The organism is Sphingomonas sp. MMS24-J13 (assembly GCF_044905095.1).
Classification (GTDB): domain Bacteria; phylum Pseudomonadota; class Alphaproteobacteria; order Sphingomonadales; family Sphingomonadaceae; genus Sphingomonas_I.
Genome location: NZ_CP173258.1, coordinates 3,748,893 through 3,773,093, shown reverse-complemented (window position 1 = coordinate 3,773,093; position 24,201 = coordinate 3,748,893). Strand labels below are relative to the sequence as shown.

21 protein-coding genes and 1 pseudogene are annotated in these 24,201 nt (G+C 65.3%); 9 read left to right on the top strand and 13 right to left on the bottom strand.

Annotated features, from left to right (window positions below):
* Positions 1-3 precede the first annotated feature (3 nt).
* From gnd to AB4Z44_RS17215, 4 genes are read left to right on the top strand one after another with little or no spacing between them, the layout of a single operon-like run.
* Entirely contained in the window at positions 4-990 is a 987-nt protein-coding gene (gnd, locus tag AB4Z44_RS17230) for a phosphogluconate dehydrogenase (NAD(+)-dependent, decarboxylating) (RefSeq protein WP_404710907.1), read from the top strand.
* 10 nt (positions 991-1,000) lie between these two features.
* A complete protein-coding gene (zwf, locus tag AB4Z44_RS17225) occupies positions 1,001-2,455 on the top strand; it encodes a glucose-6-phosphate dehydrogenase (protein WP_404710906.1) in 1,455 nt (484 codons plus the stop codon).
* Positions 2,452-3,267 carry a Cof-type HAD-IIB family hydrolase gene (locus tag AB4Z44_RS17220; RefSeq protein WP_404710905.1) on the top strand — a complete coding sequence of 272 codons (816 nt, stop codon included), beginning with the start codon at positions 2,452-2,454 and terminating at the stop codon, positions 3,265-3,267. Before zwf ends, AB4Z44_RS17220 begins: the two co-directional genes overlap by 4 nt.
* A complete protein-coding gene (locus tag AB4Z44_RS17215) occupies positions 3,264-4,013 on the top strand; it encodes an HAD-IIB family hydrolase (protein ID WP_404710904.1) in 750 nt (249 codons plus the stop codon). The genes AB4Z44_RS17220 and AB4Z44_RS17215 overlap by 4 nt, the downstream gene beginning before the upstream one ends.
* A 103-nt stretch (positions 4,014-4,116) precedes the next feature.
* Here AB4Z44_RS17215 and AB4Z44_RS17210 read toward each other — a convergent pair whose 3' ends face one another.
* From AB4Z44_RS17210 to AB4Z44_RS17185, 6 genes are all read right to left on the bottom strand, one after another.
* Positions 4,117-5,148 carry a lysylphosphatidylglycerol synthase domain-containing protein gene (locus AB4Z44_RS17210; protein WP_404710903.1) on the bottom strand — a complete coding sequence of 344 codons (1,032 nt, stop codon included), beginning with the start codon at positions 5,146-5,148 and terminating at the stop codon, positions 4,117-4,119.
* Between the two features lie 60 nt (positions 5,149-5,208).
* Positions 5,209-6,099: a ferritin-like domain-containing protein gene (locus AB4Z44_RS17205; RefSeq protein ID WP_404710902.1), complete on the bottom strand. Its 891-nt coding sequence runs from the start codon at positions 6,097-6,099 to the stop codon at positions 5,209-5,211.
* Entirely contained in the window at positions 6,096-6,953 is an 858-nt protein-coding gene (gene hpnK, locus AB4Z44_RS17200; protein ID WP_404714264.1) for a hopanoid biosynthesis-associated protein HpnK, read from the bottom strand. Before hpnK ends, AB4Z44_RS17205 begins: the two co-directional genes overlap by 4 nt.
* Before the next feature lie 194 nt (positions 6,954-7,147).
* On the bottom strand, positions 7,148-8,593 hold the full coding sequence (hpnJ, locus tag AB4Z44_RS17195; RefSeq protein WP_404710901.1) for a hopanoid biosynthesis associated radical SAM protein HpnJ: 1,446 nt from the start codon (positions 8,591-8,593) through the stop codon (positions 7,148-7,150).
* Positions 8,590-9,717 (bottom strand): bacteriohopanetetrol glucosamine biosynthesis glycosyltransferase HpnI, encoded by a 1,128-nt coding sequence (gene hpnI / locus AB4Z44_RS17190; RefSeq protein WP_404710900.1) that lies wholly within the window; start codon positions 9,715-9,717, stop codon positions 8,590-8,592. Before hpnI ends, hpnJ begins: the two co-directional genes overlap by 4 nt.
* Before the next feature lie 38 nt (positions 9,718-9,755).
* Entirely contained in the window at positions 9,756-10,136 is a 381-nt protein-coding gene (locus tag AB4Z44_RS17185; protein ID WP_404710899.1) for a VOC family protein, read from the bottom strand.
* A 185-nt stretch (positions 10,137-10,321) separates the two neighbouring features.
* Between AB4Z44_RS17185 and AB4Z44_RS17180 the strand changes: the two genes are divergently transcribed.
* Together AB4Z44_RS17180 and AB4Z44_RS17175 are read left to right on the top strand one after the other, a co-directional pair.
* Positions 10,322-10,678 carry a hypothetical protein gene (locus tag AB4Z44_RS17180; protein WP_404710898.1) on the top strand — a complete coding sequence of 119 codons (357 nt, stop codon included), beginning with the start codon at positions 10,322-10,324 and terminating at the stop codon, positions 10,676-10,678.
* A 50-nt stretch (positions 10,679-10,728) separates the two neighbouring features.
* Positions 10,729-11,187 carry a VOC family protein gene (locus AB4Z44_RS17175; protein ID WP_404710897.1) on the top strand — a complete coding sequence of 153 codons (459 nt, stop codon included), beginning with the start codon at positions 10,729-10,731 and terminating at the stop codon, positions 11,185-11,187.
* A 114-nt stretch (positions 11,188-11,301) separates the two neighbouring features.
* On the opposite strand, the gene AB4Z44_RS17170 is transcribed toward AB4Z44_RS17175, so the two are convergent.
* Positions 11,302-12,591 carry a spinster family MFS transporter gene (locus AB4Z44_RS17170; protein ID WP_404710896.1) on the bottom strand — a complete coding sequence of 430 codons (1,290 nt, stop codon included), beginning with the start codon at positions 12,589-12,591 and terminating at the stop codon, positions 11,302-11,304.
* Positions 12,592-12,852: 261 nt separating this feature from the next.
* Between AB4Z44_RS17170 and AB4Z44_RS17165 the strand changes: the two genes are divergently transcribed.
* Together AB4Z44_RS17165 and AB4Z44_RS17160 are read left to right on the top strand one after the other, a co-directional pair.
* Positions 12,853-13,563 (top strand): sterol desaturase family protein, encoded by a 711-nt coding sequence (locus tag AB4Z44_RS17165; RefSeq protein WP_404714263.1) that lies wholly within the window; start codon positions 12,853-12,855, stop codon positions 13,561-13,563.
* A 186-nt stretch (positions 13,564-13,749) separates the two neighbouring features.
* Positions 13,750-14,919 carry an N-acetyltransferase gene (locus tag AB4Z44_RS17160; RefSeq protein WP_404710895.1) on the top strand — a complete coding sequence of 390 codons (1,170 nt, stop codon included), beginning with the start codon at positions 13,750-13,752 and terminating at the stop codon, positions 14,917-14,919.
* A 29-nt stretch (positions 14,920-14,948) separates the two neighbouring features.
* Here the strand turns inward: AB4Z44_RS17160 and AB4Z44_RS17155 are convergent, their stop codons facing one another.
* The 5 genes from AB4Z44_RS17155 to AB4Z44_RS17135 all read right to left on the bottom strand — a co-directional run bounded on the left by AB4Z44_RS17155 (position 14,949) and on the right by AB4Z44_RS17135 (position 22,653).
* The gene (locus AB4Z44_RS17155; RefSeq protein WP_404710894.1) at positions 14,949-16,355 is read right to left on the bottom strand and encodes an efflux transporter outer membrane subunit; all 1,407 of its coding nucleotides are present in this window, start codon (positions 16,353-16,355) and stop codon (positions 14,949-14,951) included.
* 11 nt (positions 16,356-16,366) lie between these two features.
* Positions 16,367-19,543, bottom strand: coding sequence for an efflux RND transporter permease subunit (locus AB4Z44_RS17150; protein ID WP_404710893.1), 3,177 nt, complete (start codon positions 19,541-19,543; stop codon positions 16,367-16,369).
* Between the two features lie 69 nt (positions 19,544-19,612).
* A complete protein-coding gene (locus tag AB4Z44_RS17145; protein WP_404710892.1) occupies positions 19,613-20,887 on the bottom strand; it encodes an efflux RND transporter periplasmic adaptor subunit in 1,275 nt (424 codons plus the stop codon).
* Complete coding sequence (locus AB4Z44_RS17140) at positions 20,884-21,036, bottom strand: hypothetical protein (RefSeq protein ID WP_404710891.1); 153 nt, start codon at positions 21,034-21,036, stop codon at positions 20,884-20,886. Before AB4Z44_RS17140 ends, AB4Z44_RS17145 begins: the two co-directional genes overlap by 4 nt.
* A gap of 276 nt (positions 21,037-21,312) precedes the next feature.
* Positions 21,313-22,653 (bottom strand): MATE family efflux transporter, encoded by a 1,341-nt coding sequence (locus AB4Z44_RS17135; RefSeq protein ID WP_404710890.1) that lies wholly within the window; start codon positions 22,651-22,653, stop codon positions 21,313-21,315.
* A gap of 170 nt (positions 22,654-22,823) precedes the next feature.
* Between AB4Z44_RS17135 and AB4Z44_RS17130 the strand changes: the two genes are divergently transcribed.
* Positions 22,824-23,426 carry an outer membrane protein gene (locus tag AB4Z44_RS17130; protein ID WP_404710889.1) on the top strand — a complete coding sequence of 201 codons (603 nt, stop codon included), beginning with the start codon at positions 22,824-22,826 and terminating at the stop codon, positions 23,424-23,426.
* 243 nt (positions 23,427-23,669) lie between these two features.
* On the opposite strand, the pseudogene AB4Z44_RS17125 reads toward AB4Z44_RS17130, so the two are convergent.
* Positions 23,670-24,085: pseudogene (locus AB4Z44_RS17125) on the bottom strand (RrF2 family transcriptional regulator).
* Positions 24,086-24,201 lie beyond the last annotated feature (116 nt).

Sequence of the window (24,201 nt, the reverse complement as noted above, 5' to 3'; positions counted from 1 at the left end):
ACAATGCGGATTGCGATGATCGGCCTCGGCCGAATGGGCGGAAATATTGTGCGCCGGCTTCAGCGGGCCGGCCACGAAGCGGTGGTGTTCGATCGCAAGGCCGAAGCGGTCGCCGACTTCGCCAAGGAAGGCTTCATCCCTGTCTCGGGTCTCGAGGAGATCAAGGGCAAGCTCGAAAAGCCGGCCATCTTCTGGGTGATGCTGCCTGCGGGCGATCCGACCGAAGAAACGATCAAGGCGCTCGCCGAAACCGCCGAGCCCGGCGACATCATCATCGATGGCGGCAACAGCTTCTACAAGGACGATATCCGCCGCGCGAAGCTGCTCAGGGAAAAGGGCATCGATTATGTCGACGTCGGCACGTCGGGCGGCGTCTGGGGGCTGGAGCGCGGCTATTGCATGATGGTCGGCGGCACCAAGGAAGCGGTCGATCATATCGATCCGATCCTGGCTGCACTGGCGCCCGGCATCGGCAATATCCCGCGCACCCCCAACCGCATGGAGCAGGAAGGCGAGGATCCGCGCGCGGAACAAGGCTATATCCATGCCGGTCCCGCGGGCGCGGGCCACTTCGTCAAGATGGTCCACAACGGTATCGAATATGGCCTGATGCAGGCTTATGCCGAGGGCTTCGACATCCTCAAATCGAAGAAGTCGGACAAGCTGCCCGAGGACGAGCGCTTCGATCTCAACCTCACCGACATCGCCGAGGTGTGGCGCCGCGGATCGGTCGTGTCCTCATGGCTGCTCGATCTGACGGCGATGGCGCTCGCCAAGGACCAGATGCTCGAATCCTTCTCCGGCAACGTCGCCGATTCGGGCGAGGGCCATTGGACGATCGAAGCGGCGATGGAGGAAGCGGTGCCCGCGCATGTGCTGACGGCCGCGCTGTTCGCCCGCTATCGCAGCCGCGTCGAGCATACGTTCGGCGACAAGATCCTCTCGGCCATGCGCTTCGGCTTCGGCGGGCATGTCGAGATGCCGCAGTGAGGCTCGTATCGTGAAGGCCGTGGCGAGCAAGCCGACCCCGCCCGCCACGCTCGTCATCTTCGGTGGGAGCGGCGATCTGACCCGCCGCTTGCTCGTTCCGGCGATCGCCAACCTGTGCAACGATGGGCTGATCGGGAACGATCTCCAGATCATCGGCATCGGATCGCGCGAAGGCGACGACGCGATGCTGCGCGAACTGCTCGACGAGTTCGCGCCCAAGGGCGCATGTTGGGACAGTCTGCGCTCGCGCATCACCTACTTGGCCGGCGATTTCACCCAGCCGGCGATCTTCGACGCGGTCAAAGACAAGCTCGGCGAGGGCAATGCCGCTTTCTATCTGGCAGTCGCCCCGCAATTCTTCGGGCCGATCGTCGAAAGTCTGGCGCAGGCCGGGCTGATGGAAGAAACGGGGAGCCGCTTCCGTCGCGTGCTGATCGAGAAACCGTTCGGCCACGATCTCGCCTCGGCGCAGGCGCTCAACGCGCGGATCCTGAAGGTCGTCGACGAGGCGCAGGTCTACCGGATCGACCATTTCCTCGGCAAGGAAACGGTCCAGAACATCATGGTCGCGCGCTTCGCCAATGCCTGGCTCGAGGCGGTGTGGAACAGCCGCTACATCGATAATGTCCAGATCACCGCCGCCGAGACGGTCGACGTCGGCACGCGCGGCGCCTTTTACGACGCGACCGGTGCGTTGCGCGATATGGTGCCGAACCACCTGTTCCAGTTGCTCGCGATGATCGCGATGGAGCCGCCCAACGATTTCGGCGCCGACGCCATCCGCAGCGAGAAAGCCAAGACGCTGCGCGCGATCCGCAAGCCGACCGAGGACGAGGCCAAGACCGACGCGGTCCGCGGCCAATATCAGGCGGGCAAGGTCGACGATCGCAAGATCAAGGCCTATGCCAAGACCGACGATGTCGCCGCCGACAGCCGCACCGAAACCTTTGCCGCGCTGAAGCTGTACGTCGATACCTGGCGCTGGGCGGGCGTGCCCTTCTACCTGCGGACCGGCAAGGCGCTGGCGGCGCGCGATACCGAGATCGTCATCACCTTCAAGCCGGTGCCGATGGCGCTGTTTCGCGACACGCCGGTCGATGATCTGCCGCCCAACCGGCTGGTGTTCCAGCTGCAGCCCAACGAAGGCGTCGATCTGGGCTTCATGGTCAAGAAGCCGGGCCCCGCGATCCAGGCGACCACGGTCAGCCTCGATTTCGCTTATGCCGATCACTTCAAGATCGGTGGCCGCACCGGCTATGAGACCCTGCTCTACGATATGCTGATGGGCGACCAGACCTTGTTCCAGCGCGCCGACCAGATCGAGGCGGGCTGGGCGGCGATCCAGCCGATCCTCGATGCATGGGCGAAGGGCGGGCCGGAACCCTACAAGCCGGGTAGTGCCGGCCCGGCCGGCGCGGACGAACTGCTCGCGCGTGACGGCCGCGAATGGCACCAGCTGGGATGAACCTGCGTCTCGTCATCTCCGATATCGACGGCACCTTGGTCAACAAGGCCAAGCAGCTGACCCCCGGCACGATCGCGGCGGTCGGCCGGCTGCGCGCCACCGGCATGCCCTTCACGCTGATCAGCGCCCGGCCGCCTTCGGGGCTCTACCCGTTGGCGGAGGCATTGGGACTGACCGAGCCGATGGCGGCGTTCAACGGCGGCCTGCTGTTCAAGACCGACGGCACGATCACCGAACGCCATCTGGTGCCTGAAGACGTGGTGAGCGGCATGTTCGATCTGGTGGCGGGCGCCGATGCCGTCCCGTGGATCTTCGCCGATGGCGTGTGGCACGCCGCGGTGCTGGAGGGGCTCCATGTCGATCATGAGCGCATCGCTTCGGCGCAGGAGCCGATCCACACGACCGACATGTCACCGCTTTACGCCCGCGTCGACAAGCTCACCTTCGTCAGCGACGATGAGCCGATGTTGCGCGATCTGACGGCGCGCGCGCAGGCGAAATTCGGGATGCAGGCGACGATCAACCAGTCGCAGACCTATTATCTGGATGTCACCCACATCCGGGCCAACAAGGGCGACGGCATCGCCTCGCTGGCCGCAGCCCAAGACGTGGCGCTGGAGAATGTCGCGGTGCTGGGCGATATGCCCAACGATCTGCCGATGTTCGCACGCGCCGGGATCGCGATCGCGATGGGCCAGGCGCCGGCCGAGGTGCGCTCGCAGGCGCGCTATACGACTACCAGCAATGACGAAGATGGCGTCGCGCACGCCATCGACACGATCCTGCTGCCGATGATGGGGAAAGACGCATGAAGAAGCTGGTTGCCTTCGATCTCGACGGGACGCTCGCACTCTCGAAGCAGCCACTCGACGATGAGATGGCCGATCTGCTGCGTCAGTTGCTCGATGTCGCGATGGTCGACATCATCTCCGGCGGCGATTGGCCGCAATTCGAAAAGCAGGTGGTCAGCCGCATGCCGGCCGGCGCCAAGCTCGAGAATTTCATCATCCAGCCGACCACCGGCACCAAGCTCTACCGCTTCGAGAATGGCGACTGGACCCGCGTCTATGGCGATCTGTTCACGCCCGATGAGAGCCAGTGCATCCGCACCGCGCTGACCGAAGCGGTCAAGCAGGCCGGCTATGCCACCGACCAGATCTGGGGCGAGCAGATCGAGGATCGCGGCTCGCAGATCACCTTCTCGGCGCTCGGCCAGGAAGCCCCGCTCGAGGCCAAGGACAAGTGGGATCCCGATCACGCCAAGCGCAAGCATATCCGCGAATTGCTCCAGCCGATGCTGCCGGGCTTCGCGATCAATATCGGCGGTGCGACCTCGATCGACATCACGCGCGAGGGGATCGACAAGGCTTATGGGCTGAAGCGGCTGAGCGAGACGGTCGGTGTCGCACTCGACGAGATCATGTTCCTGGGCGATGCGATCTTCCCGGGCGGGAATGATTATCCGGCCAAGACGCTTGGGCTCGATACGGTGCGGGTGCGCGATGTGGCGGAGACCAAGTCGGTGATCACGGGTGTGGTGGCCTGCCTCAAGCCGTAACCCGGTCCGCCTTTTCGCTTTTCTCGTCATGCTGAACTTGTTTCAGCATCCACCGGGCATCCGCACGGACAGTGCGGCACGCACGGTGGACCCTGAAACAAGTTCAGGGTGACGGGAAGGGTCGGCGTCCCCGCACCTCACCCGCCTGCCATATCAGCAAGGTCGGCACCCCCACGACGATATCGCGCGCGCGGCGCACCAACGACAAGGCCAGCGCCGCGGCCGGGTCGATCCCCACCAAAGGCGCGAGCAGGGCATAGCCCGCCTCCTGCACACCGAGCGCCCCGGGTACGAGGAATGCGGCGCTGCGCAGTGCGAAGATCGCGCTTTCGAGCGCGGCCGCACGCCATATGCTGGTCTCGGTCCCCATCAGATGCAGCGCCAACCATGACCAGAATGCCGTGGCGCCCCACGCTGCCAGGTTGAGCAGGAACGATACCAGCACGCGCTTACGTCGCCCATAAGAGAGGGCCAGTTGCAGGCCGACGCCTTCGGCCAGCAGGCTCGCGCTGGGGAGCATCCGCGTCGCCAGGAACGCGGCAAAGCGCAAGGCCGGGCGCTGAAGGAACAGGAAAGCACACATCAGGGCGGTCGTGATGCCGAGCCCCGCCCACAGGATCGGCAGCAAGTGGGCGGCATTGTGCGGCCCCGCGAGCGCCGCCCCGAACGCCCACAAGGCGAACAGGGTGAACAGCAACTGGGCCGCCATCTCGGTGGTGAGATCGACGATCATGCCGGCATAGATGCGACTCTGGTCGATCCCGCCCGCCATCAGGGTCCGTGCGCCGACCACCAAGGCACCGAGTTGCGAGAAGGGCAGCAGATCGTTGGCCGCATCGCGGGTGGCACGCGCCCACGCGAAACGCCCGATCCGGCGCCACGGCATGTCCGCTATCGCCGACAGCCACGCCCCGCCGAGCGGCAGGAAGGTCGCGATCGTGACGAGGCAGAGCAGGGCGAAGCCGCCCGGCCCGGTCCGTACGGCGCTGGCCAGCACCTGCCCGAAGCCCTCGCGCCCCAAGGCCCACAAGGCCGCGGCAAGCCCGATGACGGTGGCGATGACCAAAGGCCACCGCAGCTTCGCACTCATGCCCGATGCGGCCGGCCGCTCGCTTGGGACGACGTCGACAGGCATGTGCGTTTCAGATCCACTCCGCGTCCTTCGACTTCACTCAGGACGAGCGGCGAAAGGCGGTCAGCCTTTCTTCGGTTTTCCCGCGAAGCGCAATGCCAGCCGGATACATGCGGGCACGAAACGCGGCCGGATCAGGCGCTTATCGTAGGGCGCCAGCCGGCGGTCATTCTCGGCCAGGCAGATGCGCGCGAGTTCAGGGAAGGTCACCTCGACCCCCAGTTCCTTCGATCCGTTGAGGGTGAAATTATTCTCCTGCGCCTTGGTATTATCCTCGCCCATGCCCTTGGCCATGTCGATCCGCTCGAGGATCAGCGCGATCCAGACCGCGATCACCTTCGCCTCGAACAGGGGGCGGCGCCACCACGGCATATTGCGCCGCCACCAGGCGACCCAATTGACGAAGAACAGGATATGGCGCCCTTCCTCGCGCATCACCGGCTCGAACGTGTCGACCAGTTCCTCGGGGAAGAAGCCCAAATCCTTGGCGAGCTTGAACAGGCCGAAGCCGAAGAAGCTGTCGATGCATTCGGAATAGCCGGTGCGCATGAAGGCGAATTCGGGATCGCGCGGGCGCTTATATTCGGGCTCGGGCGCGAGCTCGATCCCGTAGGCGGCGACCATATCGGCGAGGACGAGCTTGTGACGGCTCTCCTCGAACGCATTCATGTCGACCGCGGCCTTGAGCAAGGGATCCGCGATCCCCTCGCCATAGGTGCGCACGTTCATGCCGGCGCGCCCTTCGGTGGCGACCGCAATGTCCCAGATCGGAAGCGAGACGATCTTGTTGCGGGTTTCGTCGTCGAGCTTCGGCCACTCGATCAGAGCCGGCCGGTAGGGATCGTGGGTGTCGAGCAATGTATGGCAGAGCAGGTCCAGATGATCCTTGCTGCCCGGTTTGACCGGCACGTCGGGAGCCGGCGGGGCTGCCGCGATCCGTTCCATCTTGCTCATGCTCTTGCCCTTTCTCCCTCGAAATCGGCGAAACGCCCTAACCGGACACCTTGTGCCATTAATTCGTTACGCACCCCGATGTCGATGAGCGCGGCGAGTTCGTCGCGGTAACGGTAGCCATCTGCATGCCCGCTGAACTCGTCGGCGGTGGCCGGGTGGAAATAGATTTCGGACAGGCCGACCGGCAGGGTTGCAACCAGCGCGCGCAGGCGGGGCGCCGTCATCGCGCCGCTCCAGGCGAGGCCGAACACCTGATCGGGCACGGTCAGCCCCGCCTTCTGCAGTCGCGTCTTGGTGGCCTGCGCCCATGGCGCCGCGACCCGGCCGGCGATCCCGCGCTCGACCGGCTCGATCGCATCGATCACCGAAGCCGGCTCGACCGGCGCCCGCGCGGCTGTGAGCCCGTAGCGCGCACCGATCTTGAGGATCAGCCCGGCGATGGTCGGGTGGAGATGGAAATGCTTGTGCGCATTGACATGATCGAGCGGCAGCCCGGTCTGCGCGAAGGCCGCGAACTGCGCCTCGATCTCGGCGGCGAGCTGCTTGCGCACGCACGGCGAGAAGAAGAAGCGCACCCCCGCCATCGCCATGTTCGATCGGAAGCGGCCGTCTTCGTCGACCAGATCGGGCACTTTGGTGGGCGGTAGCATCGGCCGGCCGTCGACCAGCACGAGATGGAGGCCGACGCCGAGGTTCGGAAGGCGCTTGGCGCGTTCGACCGCGTCATCGACGGCCTCTCCCGCGACCATCAGGCTGGCGGCGGTGAGGATGCCGTTTGTGTGCGCCTGCTCGACCGCCTCGTTGACCACGAGCGCAGCACCGAAATCATCAGCCGTGACGATGAGCCGCCGAATTCCTCCCCGGACCGGGGAGGGGGACCAGCCGAAGGCTGGTGGAGGGGCCGCCGCGCGAGCGGCGGTTGCACCGCCGCCCCCTCCACCGCTCTGCGACCCGCGGCTGCCTTGCAGCCGGCTTAGCCCTTTCGCCATGCCCCCGGCATGGCGACGTGCTTCGTCCCCCTCCCCGGTCCGGGGAGGAATTGATGTCACTAAGCCGCCTCTTTCCGGTGGCGCAGGAAGCTGAAGAACTCGACGCCCTCGCGCAGGCGGCGCTTCATCATGTCGAAGTCGCGCACCATCTCGCCCACGATCGCGCCGATCTTGCGCGGACGGAAGTAGAAGCGCTTGTACATCTCCTCCACCTTGTCGAAGATCACCTCGGACGAAAGGTGGGGATAGGAAAGCTGCGCGATCTGCGTGCCGCCATCGGTCAGCAGATGATCGGTGCCGTCGAACCAGCCATTCTCCATCGCCTGCTTGTACAGGAAGGTGCCCGGATAGGGCGCCGCCAGGCTCACCTGGATCGTGTGCGGGTTGATCTCGATCGCGTAGCGGATGGTCTCCTCGATCGTCTCCAGCGTCTCGCCGGGCAGGCCGAGGATGAAGGTGCCGTGGATGACGATGCCCAGCTCGTGGCAATCCTTGGTGAACTGCTTGGCGACGTCGACGCGCAGGCCCTTCTTGATGTTGTGCAGGATCTGCTGGTTGCCGCTCTCATAGCCGACCAGCAACAGCCGGCAGCCACCCGCCTTCATCACTTCGAGCGTCTTCCTCGGCACGTTGGCCTTGGCGTTGCAGCTCCACGCGACTCCGAAGCCGGGTTTGCCGAAGCCGAGCTTGCCGAGTTCCACCGCCAGCGCCTCGACGCGGGGCAGGTTGTCGGTCAGCGTATCGTCGTCGAAGAAGATCTCCTTGACCTCGGGCATCTCCCTGAGGACGTATTTGACCTCCTCGATCACGTGCGGAATCGAGCGGACGCGATAATTGTGCCCGCCCACGGTCTGCGGCCACAGGCAGAAGGTGCAGCGGCTCTTGCAGCCCCGTCCGGTGTAGAAGCTGACATAGGGGTGCTTGAGATAGCCCCCGAAATATTTCTCGATGGTGAGATCGCGCTTGTAGATCGGCGAGACGAACGGAAGCTGGTCCATGTCGGTCAGGATCGGGCGATCCTGATTGTGGACGATCTGCCCGTCGGGCGCGCGATAGGAAATGCCCTCGACCTCGGCGAGCGGCTTGCCCTCGGCAATCTCGACGATCGTGAAATCGAATTCGTTGCGGCAGACGAAATCGACCGCCGACGAAGCCTCGAGACTCTTTTGCGCTTCGACCGCCACCTTCGCACCGATGAGTCCGATCAAAGCCCTGGGGTTGCGGGCGCGGATCAGTTCGGCGGTGTGGATGTCCTGCCGGAACGAAGGCGTCGAGGTGTGGAGGACGATCAGTTCCTTGTCGTCGACCTCGTGCTTGATATCGTCCCAGCTCTGATCGTGCGCAGGCGCGTCGATCAGGCGCGATCCCGGGATCATCGCCGCCGGCTGCGCCAGCCAGGTCGGGTACCAGAAGGATTTGACCTCCCGCTTCATCTGATAGCGCGCGCCGGCACCCCCGTCATAGCCATCGAAGGAGGGCGCCTGCATGAAAAGCGAACGCATCATAAATTCTCAACTCCCTGGGTACGGATCGTCCGGCCGTCCCTATCCATATTAAGGCGCACCCCCCGCCAATCAACCGATCGGACGGAGAATGACAGTATAAAGACCGCGAAAGACAGGCAATCGCGCAACACCAGCCAGCGTTTCTGCCCGCTTCGGGACCCCGCCAGCCGGTCCACCCGCGCCATCAGAAACAGCCGCGCCGCGATTGCCGCCGTCAGCGTGACCAGTGCCTGAACCGGCGCGAACGGCAAGGCAAGCATTGCCCACGCCACCGGATACGTCACGCCAAGCCCGATATAGCCGCGCGGATCGACCCCTTTGACCGTCGCTGCCCAGCGCAATTCATGCCGCATCAGATCGCGCAAGCTGGCCTCGACGCAGCCATGCGTCACGACCAGCCGGGGGCAGGCGACGTGGAGGCCGATCGCATTGACCGCCGCGCCGATCGCGGCATCGTCGGCGAGCGTATCGGCGAAGCGGGCAAAGCCGCCGATCCGATCGAGCGTGTCGCGCCGGAGCGCGATGGTCGATCCCATGCACGGCTCGTGCTTGCCGCCGAGCCGGGCGACCAGCACCGACGGCAGGAAATGATAGCTGATCGCCATCCCGGCGAGATCCGACCAGAATCCCGCATCGCCGCGCCCGCGATAGAGCAGCGACACCGCCCCCACCCCCGGCTGCGCGAGCGCCGCCGCCACACGCGCGAGATAATCGCGCGGCGCCGCCATATCGCTGTCGCTCAGCACGATCAGATCGTGGCGCGCCGCCGCCATCATGTTGATGAGATTGCCGACCTTGGCGTTGGCGCCATGCGGGGTGGGATCGACGACCGGGCGGACGGCCGGTCCAAGCGAGCGTGCGACCGCGATCGCCGGATCGTCCGCACGCTGCACGCCCGCGACCATCTCGATCGGCGCATCCCATTCCTGATCGAGGAAGCTTGCCAGATTCTCGGTCAGCTTTGGCTCGGCGCCGTAGAGCGGCTTGAGCAATGTCACCGGCTCGGCCGCGACGGCCGGCGGCTGCGGCGCGGCATCGAAGCGGCCGACAATCAGCGCGGCAAATACTGTGTAGCCGATGCCCGCCCACGCGAGCAGCAGAAGCAGGATCGCCACGGTCGTCATCGCGCGATGTCTTAGGGGGTGTTACGCCGCGATTGAAGCTATTCGGCCGGCTCCCACAATTCGATCGCATTGCCTTCGGGGTCGTAGACCCGCGCGAAGCGCCCCATGCCGGCGCCATCCCATTCGGGGTTGGTGATCACCTCGATCTCCGCCGCGCGCAATCTGGCGATGACGCCATCCAGATCGCTGACGCGCAGGTTGAGCATGAACGCCTTTTCCATCGGGAAATAATCGCTGTCCGCCGCGAAGGGCGCGAACACGACCGGGCCACCTTTGGTCGTCCAGGTCCATTCATCGGCTTCGAAGCCCTCTTCCGCTCCGCAGCCGGCGCCGACCCCGAGATTATCCTTGTACCAGGCGGTGAGCGCGGCCGGATCCTTCGCGCGGAAGAATATTCCGCCAATTCCTTCGACGGGCATGCGAATCTCCTCGACGGAAACTTGCCCGCTACTCGGCAGGCGTGCGGATATCTCTCCTCGCCTCGCGCGCAGTCAATGCCGGTCTTTGTTGCGCGGCGACTTACCAATATAATGTAATGATTATGGCGCGGCCTTCTAGTAAAGGTGCAGACGGCGGCGAGTCAGACCGCAAGAGGAGGGAGCCCATGACCCGTTTTCTGATATGCGCGGCCCCGTGGCTGCTCGTTGCCGCACCGGCTTTGGCGCAAGACGCGAGCGCTCCGACCATCGCTTCGCCGGCCGCCGCAATTGCGGCGGCACCGGTTGCCGCACCGGCCAAACCCAAGAAGATCTGTCGGACCAACCAGGTCACCGGGCGGCGCATCGCGCAGACGACCTGCTACACTGCGGCCCAATGGGCGGAATATGACCGCGTCCAGGCCGAGGCCGCGAAGCGGCTCGTCAACGACGTGTCGGGCGTGGGCGGCCGGAGCGACCTCGGTTCATCCTCCAGCGGCGGGTTGAGCACGGCTTCGATGTTCGGGCTGGGCGTGCCGCAATAGCGGTGTGGGCTGTCCCGCACCGGGCTAATGTCCTGACGGGAGCGTGCACCATGATGTTCGTCTGCAAACTGACCCCGATCCCGGTCCTGTTGCTGAGCGTGTCGCTCGCCACCGTCGCGCCGGCAGCCGAGCCCGCTGGTCACATAACCGGCGTCGGCGGTATCTTCGTCAGGAGCAAGGATCCCAAGGCGTTGATGGCCTGGTATCGCGATGTGCTTGGGATCAAGATCGAGGATTGGGGCGGTGCGGCAATGCCCTATGACGCGCCGAAGCATCCGCCGGTGCTGACCCTCAACGCCTTCAAGCAAGCGACCCATTATTTCGATCCCTCGGTCCGCGAGTTCATGCTCGATTTCGCGGTCGACGATCTCTCCGCCTTTTGCGATCGGCTGAAGGCCAAGGGTGTCCCGATCCTGAAGCGCGACGACCGCGATCCCAGCGGCAAGTTCGCGTGGATCGTCGATCCCGACGGCACCAAGATCGAATTGTGGGAGCCGGCAGCGAAGTAGGGGGAGCAAATCCTTTTCCGTCATCCCGGGCTTGACCCGGGATCCCGCTCTTTCTCCCGCGACGTATAAGAAGCGGGACCCCGGGTCTGCGCCCGGGGTGACGATATGGTGGACCTAATCGATCGGCGCCGCCAGATCCGCCCGAAGATAGCGGGTCGCCAGCAGATAATGCACGGCACCCCACACATAGAAGATCGTCATCGCCGCCATCGCATGCGCCAGCCCGATCCCGGCCGCCGCGGGTGACGCGCCGCCCCCCAGCCAAGTGCTCAATCCGCCGATCAGCAGCGGCCCGAGCGCGCCGCCGATCAACGAATAAACGAGGCTGTTGAAGGCGGCGGACGAGGCGCGCATGCGCGGGTGCATCATGTTCTGGAACACGCCCGCGGTGGGCCCGAGATAGCAATATTGGACGATCGCGCTCAGCGTCAGCAGGGTGATCGCCATGGTCGCATTGTCGCGCGTCACCGCCAGCGCATAGAGCGGCGCGGCGATCAGCAGCGAGATGCCGGGAATCCAGCCGTAATATCGTGCGTCGCGCCGGCCCCAGCGGTCCGCGAGCCAACCCGATCCGAACACGCTCAGCGAGGCCGGCAGGCTTGCGATCAGCCCCGAGATCACGCCCGCGTCACGCAGCGAGAAACCGAACCGGCGGAGCAGGAAGGCGGCAAGGAAGGCGTTGACCGCAAAGCCGGTCATCGATGCGATCGTCGAGCCCAGCAGCAGATGGGTGAGCGAGCGTCGTTGCCAGATCCGTGCGAATACGGCCGAGAGCGGCGGCACCGCCTGCGGGTCCGCCGCGACCCGGTCGTATACCCCGCGCTCGGGTTCGCGCACCGTCAGCGCCAGTAGCAAGGCGAGAATGAATCCCGGGATCGCGGCGACGTAGAATGCGTAGCGCCAGCCATAAGCCTGCGCGACCATCGCTCCGCCCGCCGAGCCGAGGAAGGCGCCGATAGGAGGAGCGAGCATCAACACCGACATCGCGGTGGTGCGCTTCTCCGGGCGGAAGAAATCGGACAGCAGCGAGGATGTCGACGGAAGCCCTATCGCCTCGCCCACCCCGACGCCGACCCGCGCCGCCAGCAACGCGCCGAAGCTGCTCGCCGCGCCGCACAGGCTGGTCGCGATCGACCACAAGATGGTACCGAACCAGACCAGCGACACCCGCCGCCGGCGCTCCGCGAGCCGCGCGATCGACAGGCCCAGCACCACGTTGAAGAAAGCGAAGGCGAGCCCGACCAACAAGCCGATATCGAGATCGCTCAGATGGAATTCCGCCTTCATCGGCTCGACCAGCACCTGCATGATGATGCGATCGATGAAGCCGCAGATCGATATGCCCGTCAGCAGGAACAGGGCCCATCCGGGTGACGCACTGCGTCCGCGCGATCCGTCGGCCATCCAAGCCCTCCCTTGTCGTTCTTCGTTATGCACCCCAAATGTCCGCTCGCAGCGCGAAAAGCCACTGCCATTCGTATCGGCCGTTCACGGGCATCTTCTCGTCCCAAAAGCGCCGCATTGCCGCGGCAGTGTCGGCTGAAGTAAGAGGGTCGCGGCCGAACGGGGCCGCGGGAACCCGTCAGCTTGTTCAAGGATTTGCCGAGCGTGAGCAGTGTTTCGATCAAACCATCCTTCTGGCGGCGCGAGCATCATCTCGATCGCATGACCATGAAGCAATTGGTGGTCGCCTATTTTCAGTATCCTGCCGTGATCGCCTATCTTCTGCTGTCGGTCGTCTCGATCGGCGTCTGGATCGCGCGTCCGGCCGGTCTGATCGCGACGATCGCATCGGCCGCGGTGGCGGTCATCCTTTATCCGCTCGTCTGGTATTGCCTGCATCGCTGGGTGCTGCACAGCCGCTGGATGTTCAAGGTGCCGATGCTCGCCGCCACCTGGAAGCGGATCCATTACGATCACCACCAGGATCCGAACCGCCTCGAGATCCTGTTCGGTGCGCTCCACACCACGCTGCCCGCGATCGTGCTCGCGACGGCGCCGATCGGTTACGCGATCGGCGGCATCGGCGGCGCCGCGGCTGGGCTGGCGTCGGGCCTGCTGATGACCTGCTTCTACGAATTCTGCCATTGCATCCAGCATCTGGCCTACACGCCGAAGAATCCGATGCTGGTGATGATGAAGCAGCGTCACATGGCCCATCATTTCCACGACGAGACCGGCAATTTCGGCATCACCAATTTCTTCTGGGATCGCCTGTTCGGGACGAGCTACGAGAAGGTCTCGCAGCGCAAGAAAAGCCCGACCGTCTTCAACCTCGGCTACACGCCCGAGGTGGCGAAGCTCTATCCCAAGGTAGCGGAGCTTTCGGGCGGGGTGGCGACGGGACATCCGGCGTCGCGGATCCGGCAGGGCTGATTCGAAACCGTTCGTCCTGAGCGCAGTCGAAGGACGTTCCGCAGACGTGCTTCGACTGCGCTCAGCACGAGCGGAGGGGGCTGCCCCAATCGTGAATATAATCAACACCCGACCGCATCGGCCCTTTACCCGACGCGTTCATCCGCGCATGCCTCCGCCGCGAATTTTTGATGGGAAAAAAGCGGCATGGCAGCATCGGTGACCCTCAGGCCCGTCCTTACCAAAGCGGATCGCAAGGCCTTCGTCGATCTGCCGTTCCGGCTCTACAAGGACAATCCGGCCTGGATCCCGCCGCTCAAGGACGAGGCCTACGGCCTGATCACGCCGGGCAAGAACCCCTTTTTCGAACATGCGATCGCGCAACTCTACCTTGCCGAGCGCGGCGGGAAGGTGGTCGGGCGCATCTCGGCCTCGATCGATCATATGTGGACCGGCATGCCCGAGGTGCAGGGCGGCGGCAGCGACATGGGCAATTGGGGCTATCTCGATGCCGAGGACAAGGGCGTCGCCGATCTGCTGATCGCGCAGGCCGAAGAGTGGCTGCGTTCCAAGGGCGTGACGCGTTCGATGGGCCCGATCTCGATGTCGATCTGGGAAGAGCCCGGCCTGCTGATCAAGGGCCACGATCATGCCCCGACCGTCATGATGGGCTATGACGATCCGAAATACGAGGCGTGGGTCGAAAGCTGGGGTTACAAGGGCGTCAAGGATCTCCACACCTGGGATCTCGACATCACGAAGAACTTCCCGCCCCTGATCGAGCGGATCGTCCAGTCGGGCGAGAAGAATGCGCGCATCCGCATCCGCGAGGTCAACAAGAAGAAGTTCGACGAGGAAGCCGCGGTGATCCTCGCCATCCTCAACGATGCCTGGAGCGACAATTGGGGCTTCGTCCCCTTCACCGCGAGCGAGATCGCGTTCGCCGGCAAGAAGATGAAGCCGATCATCTTCAACGATCTGGTGCGGATCGCCGAATATGATGGCGAGCCGGTGGCGTTCATGATGACCTGGCCCGATCTCAACGAGATGCAGGCCGATCTGAACGGCAATCTGTTCCCGTTCGGCTTCATCAAGTTGCTGTGGCGCCTCAATGGCGGCTTCACCGGCATCCCCAAGGTCAAGAAGATGCGCGTGCCGCTGATGGGGGTGGTCAAACGGCTGCAGGCCTCGCGCCTCGCCAGCCAGCTCGCCTTCATGATGATCGAATATATCCGCCGCGCGTCGATCACCAAATATCACGCGACCCGCGGCGAGATCGGCTGGATCCTCGAGGACAATCAGGGGATGAACGCGATCGCCGAGACGATCGAGAGCAAGATCAACAAGACCTACCGGATCTACGAGAAGGCGATTTGAAATAATCCTCCCCGGAACGGGGGGATTTTTTACGCCTTTTCCTGCCAGCCGCCGCCGAGCGCCTTGAACAGGTCGATCTGGCGTTCGGCGATATTGGCCTTTGCTGTAGCGAGATCGGCCTCGGTATCCGCCAGGGTCCGTTCGGTATCGAGCAGTTCGAGCCCGTCGATCGCGCCCTCGCGCTGGCGATCGCGCGCGATGCCGGCGGCGCGCAACGCCTCGTCGCGGGCATGTTGCAACGCCTGCGCGCGTTCCATCGCGTGCTGGTAGGCCGATAGCGCGGTCTCGGTCTCCTGCAGCGCGCCGAGCACGGTGCCGTCGAAGGTGGCCAGATCGGCCTGCGTATCGGCCTTCGCACCGGCGATGCGCGCTCGCGCGGCGCTCTGGTTGAGCGACCAGTTGATCAGCGGCCCGGCCAGCCAGCCGATCGGCCCCGCGCCGAGGAAATTACCGAAGCCGAAGCCGGTCGATCCGCCCGAGGCGCCGAGCGTGATGTGCGGATAGAGATCGGCGGTCGCGACCCCGATCCGCGCGGTCGAACCGGCCAGCCGTCGCTCGGCGGCGCGGATGTCGGGACGGCGGGCCAGCAGGGTGGCTCCGTCGCCCACCGGGATCGGCTGATCGAGGTGGAGCATGTCGGTCCGCGCTGCCGCTTCGGCCGGCAGATCGGCTGGGGCGCGGCCGGTGAGCAGGGCCAGCCGGAACACCGCCGCATCATGATCGGCCTGCAACGCCGGCACATTGGCCTGACGCTGTTCGCGCAAGGCTGCAATGCGGGCGACGTCGAGTGCCGCGCCCTGGCCGACCTCGAAGCGTTGCCGCGTCAGCGACAGGGAGCGATCGAGCAACGCGACGATGTGATGGGCCACATCGAGCCGCGCCGCGGTCGACGCGACATCGGCATAAGCGCGCACCGTTTCCGCGACGACCATGACGCGGACCGCATCGGCATCGGCCTTCGCACCCTCGACGTCGGCACGCGACGCTTCGATGTTGCGGCTGACGCGACCGAACAGATCGACTTCGTACGACACGTTCAGCCCGGCATCGACGTTCCAGTTCTCACGATTGACCCCCGCCGGGCGCTGGCTGGCTGGCAGCCGGCCATATTGGGTCGATCCGCTGAAGCCGACCTGCGGCTGGCGATCGGCACCCGCTTCACGCAGCAGTGCGCGCGCTTTGGCGACATGCGCCACCGCGACGCGGATATCGGTGTTGGAGGCGAGCGCGTCGGCGATCAGCTTGTCCAGCACCGGATCCTGATAGAGCCGCCACCAATCGTTCTGCGCGGGCGCGTTGGTGACGAGCGCGGCGGATTTGGCCGCGACGAACATCTCCGAAGCGCTCGCCGGCGGCTTGGGCGCGGCATAATTCGGCCCCACCGCGCAGGCCGAGAGCGTCAGCAATGAAGCGGCGGCCAGAAACATCTGTTTCATCGAACCTGTCCTTATTCAGCGGGCTGCAGCGCAGCCTCGGTGCCGGGCTCGGCCCGGCGGCGCGCGAAGCGATCGCCGAGCGCGCGGCAAACGACGTAGAAGGTCGGCGTGAAGAGCAGGCCGAAGCCGGTCACCCCCGCCATCCCGAAGAACACCGCCGTGCCCAGCGCCTGACGGAGCTCCGCACCGGCACCCTTGGCGATCACCAGCGGCAACGTGCCGAGGATAAAGGCGAAGCTCGTCATCAGGATCGGCCGCAGCCGGGTCCGCGCCGCCGAGACCGCCGCGTCTGCCGGCGAGAGGCCATGATGGTCCTCCGCCTGCTTGGCGAACTCGACCACGAGGATCGCGTTCTTGGCGGCAAGCGCAATCAGCACGACCAGCCCGATCTGTGTCAGCACGTTATTGTCCATGCCGCGCAGGTTCACGCCGGCCATGGCGGCGAGCAGACACATCGGCACGATCAGGATGATCGCGAGCGGGAGGGTCAGGCTCTCATATTGCGCCGCCAGCACGAGGAAGACGAACAACACCGCCAGCGCGAAGACGAGCATCGCGGTGCTGCCGGCGGCCCGTTGCTGATAGGCGATGCCGGTCCATTCGTGGGTATAGCCACGCGGCAGGCTCGCATCGGCGAGCTTCTCCATCGTGGTGAGCGCGGTACCGGACGAGGTGCCGGGTGCCGTATCGCCATCGATGCCCACGGCCGGCGCCAGATTGTAGCGCGTCACGCGATACGGCCCGGTCTTGTCGTGGAAGGTCGCGACCGCGCCGAGCGGCACCATCGCGCCCGAGTCCGACCGCGTCTGCAACGCCGCTATGTCGGCGGTGGTGCGACGGAACGGCCAGTCGGCCTGGGCGGTCACGTGGAAGGTGCGGCCGAGCAGGTTGAAGTCGTTGACGAAGGCCGAGCCGAGATAGACCTCAAGCGTCTCGAACACGCGCGACGTCGGCACGCCGATCAGCTCGGCCTTGTCGCGATCGATATCGGCATAGACGCGCGGCGTGGCGGTTTCGAAGAAGGTGTAGACACCGGCCAGCCCCTTGGTCTTGTTCGCTTCGGCGATCAGCGTGTTGGCGGCCTTTTCGAGCGCGGGATAGCCATGACCGTCACGGTCCTGCACCATCAGCCGGAAGCCGCCGGCCGAGCCGATGCCGCGGATGAGCGGCGGGGTGATGACGAGCAGCCGAGCCTCGCTGATGTCGGCCGTGGCGGCGCGCGCCTTGGCCATCAGGCTCTGGAGATCCTGGCCGTGCTTCGCGCGCTCCTCGAAATCGTCGAGCACCCAGTAAGCCGCAGCCGAGCTGGCGGCGCGCGTCTCGGACGGGCCGTCGAAGCCCGAGAGCATGACGGTCGCCTTGACGCCGGGGATCTTGAGCACGCGCTCGGCGACCTTCTTCATCACCGCATCGGTACGCGCGGTCGACGATCCGGGCGGGAGCGCGATGACGGTCAGGAAGTAGCCCTGATCCTGTGCCGGAATGAAGCCGGTCGGCGTCGCCCAGAACATGGCGAGCGTCGCGGCGATCAGGCCGACATAGGCCACCATCATCGATTTCGGCCGGCGGACGAGCTTGGCGGTGAGGTGCGCATAGCGGTCGCTCATCCAGGCGAAGCCCTGGTTGAACTTGTCACCGGCCGTCGTCAGCAGTTCGCGCACACGCCCCTGCCGCACCGATTTCTCGCCGGGCTTGAGCAGGATCGCGGCCAGCGCCGGCGACAGGGTGAGCGAGACCAGCAGCGAGATGACGGTCGCGGTCGAGATGGTGACCGCGAACTGCTGGTAGAAAGCGCCCGAAAGCCCGTTCATGAACAGGGTCGGCAGGAACACCGCGCACAAGACCAGCACGATGCCGACCAAGGCGCCCGACACCTCGTCCATCGACATCATCGCCGCTTCGAGCGGGGACAGGCCATGTTCGAGATTGCGCTCGACATTTTCGACCACGACGATCGCATCGTCGACGACGATGCCGATCGCCAGCACCAGCCCGAACAGCGACAGGTTGTTGATCGAGTAGCCCGCGGCGGCGAGCATCGTGAAGGTACCGATCAGCGAGACCGGGATCGCCACCACCGGGATGATCGCGGCGCGCCACTTCTGCAGGAAGATGATGATGACGAGCGCGACCAGGATGATCGCTTCGAACAGGGTGTGGACCACCGCGTCGATCGACTTCTGGATGAACTCGGTCGGGTTGTAGACGATCCGGTATTCGAGCCCCTTGGGGAAGCTCTTCGACGCCTGTTCCATCGCCGCCTTGACCGATTCGGCTGCGGCCAGCGCGTTCGAACCCGGGCTCTGGAACACCGGCATGATCACCAATTCCTTGTCGCTCAGGTAAGCCGAGGTCCCGTAATCGTCGGCGCCGAGCTCGACCCGGCCGACATCCGACAGGCGCACCTGGCGACCACTGGCATCGGTGCGGATCACGACATTCTCGAACTGCTTCGGATCGGTCAGGCGGCCCTGCGTCTCGACGTTGAGCTGGAACGCATCGCCATTCGCCGGCGGCTGGCCGAGGATACCTGCCGACACCTGCACGTTCTGTGCGCGCAACGCGGCGACGATATCGCCGGCGGTGAGGTTGAGCGCCGCCGCTTTGCCCGGATCGAGCCAGACGCGCATGCTGAGGTCACGCGAGCCGAACAGCTGCACGTCGCCGACGCCGGCGATCCGGCTGAGCGGATCCTTGAGGCGCGTCAGCGCATAGTTGGAGAGATAGGCACGATCGAGCGACTTGTCGGGCGAGATCAGGTTCACGACCAGCAGGAAGTCCGGCGTGGTCTTCTTGGTGACGACGCCCAAGCGCTGCACCTCTTCGGGCAGGCGCGGGATCGCGATCGCGACGCGGTTCTGCACCAGCACCTGCGCCGAATTGAGATTGGTGCCCTGCTTGAAGGTCACCGTCACGACCACACGCCCATCGCCGGTCGATTGCGACGATTGGTAGAGCATGTTGTCGACGCCGTTGATCTCCTGCTCGATCGGCGCGGCGACCGTTTCCGCCACGGTTTCGGCCGACGCACCCGGATAGGTCGCCGACACCGTCACCGTGGGGGGCACGATGTCCGGATATTGCGAGACGGGCAGCGCGAAATAGGAAATCGCACCGATGATCGTGATGATCACCGCGACGACGGCGGCGAAGATCGGACGCGTGATGAAGAAACGTGAGAACCGCATGCGGCTTCTCCTCGCCAGAGTATGGTCATAAGGGCCGCCGCGCCCGGGGGGCGCGGGCGCGGCGGCGGGTCAGCGCGCTACAAGGGAAGCGGCGCTGGCCATCGGGATAGAAACGGATTCGGTCTGCGGCGCGGCATCGGGCGCGATCTGGCCGGTCTGGGCCTGCACCTTCGCACCGGGCACCGCCATCTGGCTGCCGCTGATGATCACGCGATCATTGGCGGCAAGGCCCGAACGAACGATGCGCAACCCGCTGATGACCGGGCCGAGCTCGACCGGCTTGGCGGTGACGGTGCCGTCGCCGCCGGCCACGAGGACGACCTTGCGCGCCTGATCGGTCTGGATGGCGGTATCGGGGATCAGCAATGCCTTTTCGGTGCCGCCGCTCGATAGCCGCATGTTGCCGAACATGCCGGGGGTCAGGAACAGGCCCGGATTGGCGAGCGTGGCGCGGCCGCGGATCGTGCCCGAATGCGGATCGAGCCCGTTATCGGTAAAATCGAGCTTGCCCTTCCACTTATACTCGCCCTCGTCCTGCAGCTTGATCTCGACCGACGAGCTCTTGTCGCCCGCCTGTTGCGCGCGGCGCGCCTTGAGGAAGAGCTGCTCCGAGCCGTTGAAGGTGAAATAGATCGGATCGAGCGCGTTGATCGTGGTCAGCAGGGTGCTGCCGGTGCCCTCGCCCGCAGCGACCAGATTGCCGGCATCGATCCGGCGATCCGAGACACGGCCGGCGATCGGCGCACGCACCTGGGTGAATTCGACGTCGAGTGCGCGCGCGCGAACGCGGGCTTCGGCACCGGCAACGGCCGCGACGGCAGCCTGCTGACGCGCCTGGAGCCGGTCGACTTCGCTCTGGGCGACCGCCTGCGTCGCGAGCAACCGCTTGGCGCGGTCGAGATCGGTCCTGGCCAGCGCCAGATCGCTCCTGGCGCTGGCCAGGCTGGCCTGCGCCTCGGCCAGAGCGGCGGTGAAGGGGCGGGGGTCGATCGTGAAGAGCAACTGGCCCTTCCGCACGATCTCGCCGTCGGTGAAGTGGATCGCGGTCACCTGGCCCGAGACGCGCGGGCGCACCTCGACCGATTTGCTCGCCTCGAAGCGGCCGATATAGCCGTCCCACTCGGCGACATCGCGCTGCAGCGGTACCGCGACGGTGACGTTGGGCAGCGACGGTGCGGCGGTTGCCGGAGCCTGCCGGCCCGCCAGTCCGTACGCTGCGGCAACCAGAGCGATCGGGGTGGCGATCAGCGCGACCTTGCGGCCGGTGCCGAGCCGGCGGAAGCCGGCGATCGCCCGCTGGTGGCGCGGCGCGCCATCGGCATCGATCTGCGAAATCATGTTCATCGCGAAGTCCTTCCCCGCTGCGCATCGCGTGCCCGGGCGATGCTGCGCTGCAAAAATTCAAAGAAGCCGAGCGACAGACCCAAGGTCAGGCCCGGCGGCATGGTCGCGAAACCGCTGACCGTCCGATCGGACAGATCGGGGTTTTCCATTGCACAGCTCCTCGTTCCCGCAGGCATATCGGCGCGCAGCGGGGCTCGATTGTTGAAATGTTTTGAACAGAGGATCTGCCAGCCGAAGCCCGCCCCGTTCCATACCGATTGGTATAGAAATCATGACGCGCTGCGTCAAGGAGTTTCGTACCGCTCGTTATAGAATATATATCGCGATGGCAAGCAATGGTGGTCGGGCCGTGAAATCCACCGCGCGCTGCCGGGCGGTTATCGCACGCCCCCGAGCGCGTTGAATGCGGCCTGCATCGCGGAACCTCAGACGGGCAATGATCGCCCCACCCGCCGGACCAGGCCGGGCAGGCATATACCAAGCGTGATCGCGCGATAGACATAGCTCGCCAGCAAGGCGATCCAGACACCGTCCTCGCCCAGCCGGCGGCACAGGAAATCGGTGAGAAGGTAGGCCGATGTCGCGATGATCGCGGCATTGCGGAGCACGCGCCCGCGCGTGGCGCCGATGAAGATGCCGTCGAGCAGCCAGCTCGGGAAACCGAGCAAGGGCACCAATGCGCAATAAGGCAGAAGCGCGACCGCCTGCGTCCGCACTGCCGGATCGCGGGTGACGAAATCGATCAGGCTCGATCCGAGCATGACGATCAGGCCCGAGAAGAGGATTCCGCCCGCCAGCGAAAATTCGCCGGTCAGGCGCATCGCGCGCAGGAAAGCCGGTCTCGAGCCCGCGCCGACGGCGGCGCCGACCCGCGCCTCGGCGGTGAATGCGAAACCGTCGAGCACATAGGCGCTGACGCTGACGAACTGCATCAGCACATGGTTGGCCGCGAGCGGCACCGTGCCGAGCCGCGCGCCCGCGCGCGAGAACCAGGTGAACATGATCAGCAGGCCGAGCGTGCGGATCATGATGTCGATATTCACGTCGATCAGCCGCCGCATCTGCGCCCGCGCGAACAAGGCCGCGCGCGGCATGGCGAGCATCGCCCGCCAGCCGAGCAGGCGCCCGGCAACGAACAAGCCCGCGGCGAGCGCACTCCATTCGGCGATCGCCGTGCCGATCCCGACGCCCAGCGCGCCCAGGCCGAAGCCGCCGACGAACAGCACATCCAGCGCCAGATTGACGCCGTTCATGGCGAGTTGGCAACCGAGCGCGAGCCGCGTGCGGCCGAGCCCGATCAACCAGCCATGGATCGCATAGAAACCCAGCGCGCCCGGCGCGCCGAAGAAGCGCGCGGCAACGAAGGCGCGGGCGGCGCCTTCGGCCGATGGCGGAACGCTCATCATTCTCAGCGCGAGCGGAACGATCGCCGGTGACAAGAGCAATAGCACCGCGCCGATCGCGAGCCCGAGAAGCAAGGTTCGTACAAGCGCTGCTGCGACCTCGGCCTGGTCGCCCGCGCCACGCGCCTGCGCGGTCAAACCGGTCACCCCCATGCGCAGGAAGCCGAACGTCCAGAAGATCAGGTTGATGATCGCCGATCCGATGGCGACTCCGGCCAAGGCTGCCGCATCGCTTGCACGCCCGATCACGACGACATCGACGATGCCGACGAGCGGAACCAGCGCCTGACCGATGACGATCGGCCAGGCCTGGGCGAACACGGCAAGGCGGGTGAGCGGCTGCATGACCGGCCCATAGCGCATGCCGCACACCTGACTAGGCGGCACGGCGCAGGTTTCAAGCGGCGCTCGCAGGCATTTATCGCGATGACGCTGATCGGAAAACTCGGCGTGAATCAAGCCGCGGCCGTACCGATGTGACCGTCCGGCCAGCCGCAACCTTCGTTCAACGCGGTCGGCCAGGAGAATGTGAAATGAAGACCCTATTCGTCGCCGCCGGCGTTGCGGCGCTTGCCCTGTCGGCGCCGCTCGCCGCCGAGACCTTCGATGGCCCTTATGTCGGCGCCCAGGCTGGCTACAATCATGACAGCTACGGCAACGTCGAAAGCCGCCTCGGCCAGATCGGTGTCGACAATAGCCGAGACAGCTTCAACGGTGGTGCGTTCGTCGGCTATGATCACCGTATCAACAGCAAATTTGTCCTCGGCGGCGAGGCCGGCTTCGATATCGGCACGAACGACAATCGTACCGACCGGCGCCCCGGTGGCTTCACCTCGATCGATCCGCGACATGCCTTCGACGTCTCGGCGCGTGCCGGTTATCTCGTGAACGACAGGACGTTGCTCTATGTCCGCGGCGGTTATGAGAATGTCGACGCCCGCGTGACGCTGGCGAATGCGAGTGGCATCAATCGCGACGTCCGGACCTATGACGGCTGGCTCGCCGGCGTGGGTGCCGAGCGTTACCTGACCGACAAGGTCTCGGCGCGGATCGAATATCGCTACAGCGATCTTGGCGGGAGCGACACGCGCTTTCATCGCCAGCAGGGCCTGGTGGGAGTCGCCTACCACTTCTAAGACGCAACCCAGGACGTGAGGACCGGCGCCGGCTTTCGGGCAGGCGCCGCCCTTCGCGATGGGTCTGCGAGCCATTCCACTGCAGGCGAAACGCGGTCCTATGGTCCGTGAAAGATTGCCCTCGCGGAGCCTATGACGCGCGATACCGCTGCAGGTCAGCGCTCCGGCCTATGAAGCGCGGCCGCCATGAACGCCGCCTCTTCCATCGAGCGGTCGTCGCGCCCGTCTCCTGGATCAGGCGCGTCAATCGGTCGTGAACCGGGATACCGGAGTGACGGCCGGCCTGGATGACACGACGTCGGTCAGCCGGTGGCCATCCAGGACGTCGAAAAAAGATTGCAACGCCAGAGCGAGGACGCCTTTCACCCCGCACCTTTGATCGATCACGCAGTGCGCGCAATCGACCAGATCGAGTTCGCGTTCCATCATCCGCACGACGGAACCGAGAATGATTTCGTCCGCCGGCATGGCCAGCCGCACGCCACCGGCGCGGCCTCGCACGCTCTGGAGATATCCGGCTTTATCAGGTCGTGAACGACTTTCGAGAGGTGGTTGTGCGATATCGCATGCGCGCGCGCCATCTCCGGGATTGAGCAATGCCGATCCGGATGCTCGCCGAGATAGAGCAGCACGCGCAACGCGTAGTCGGTCTGGCGCATCAGTCGCATCGTCGCGACGTTCATCAGGTTGGCCCGGATCCGGCTATGCGTACATGTCCCAATATGTCCTGCCCCCACCGCCGAATACATGTGTCAGCGATACAGGTTTCGGAGCG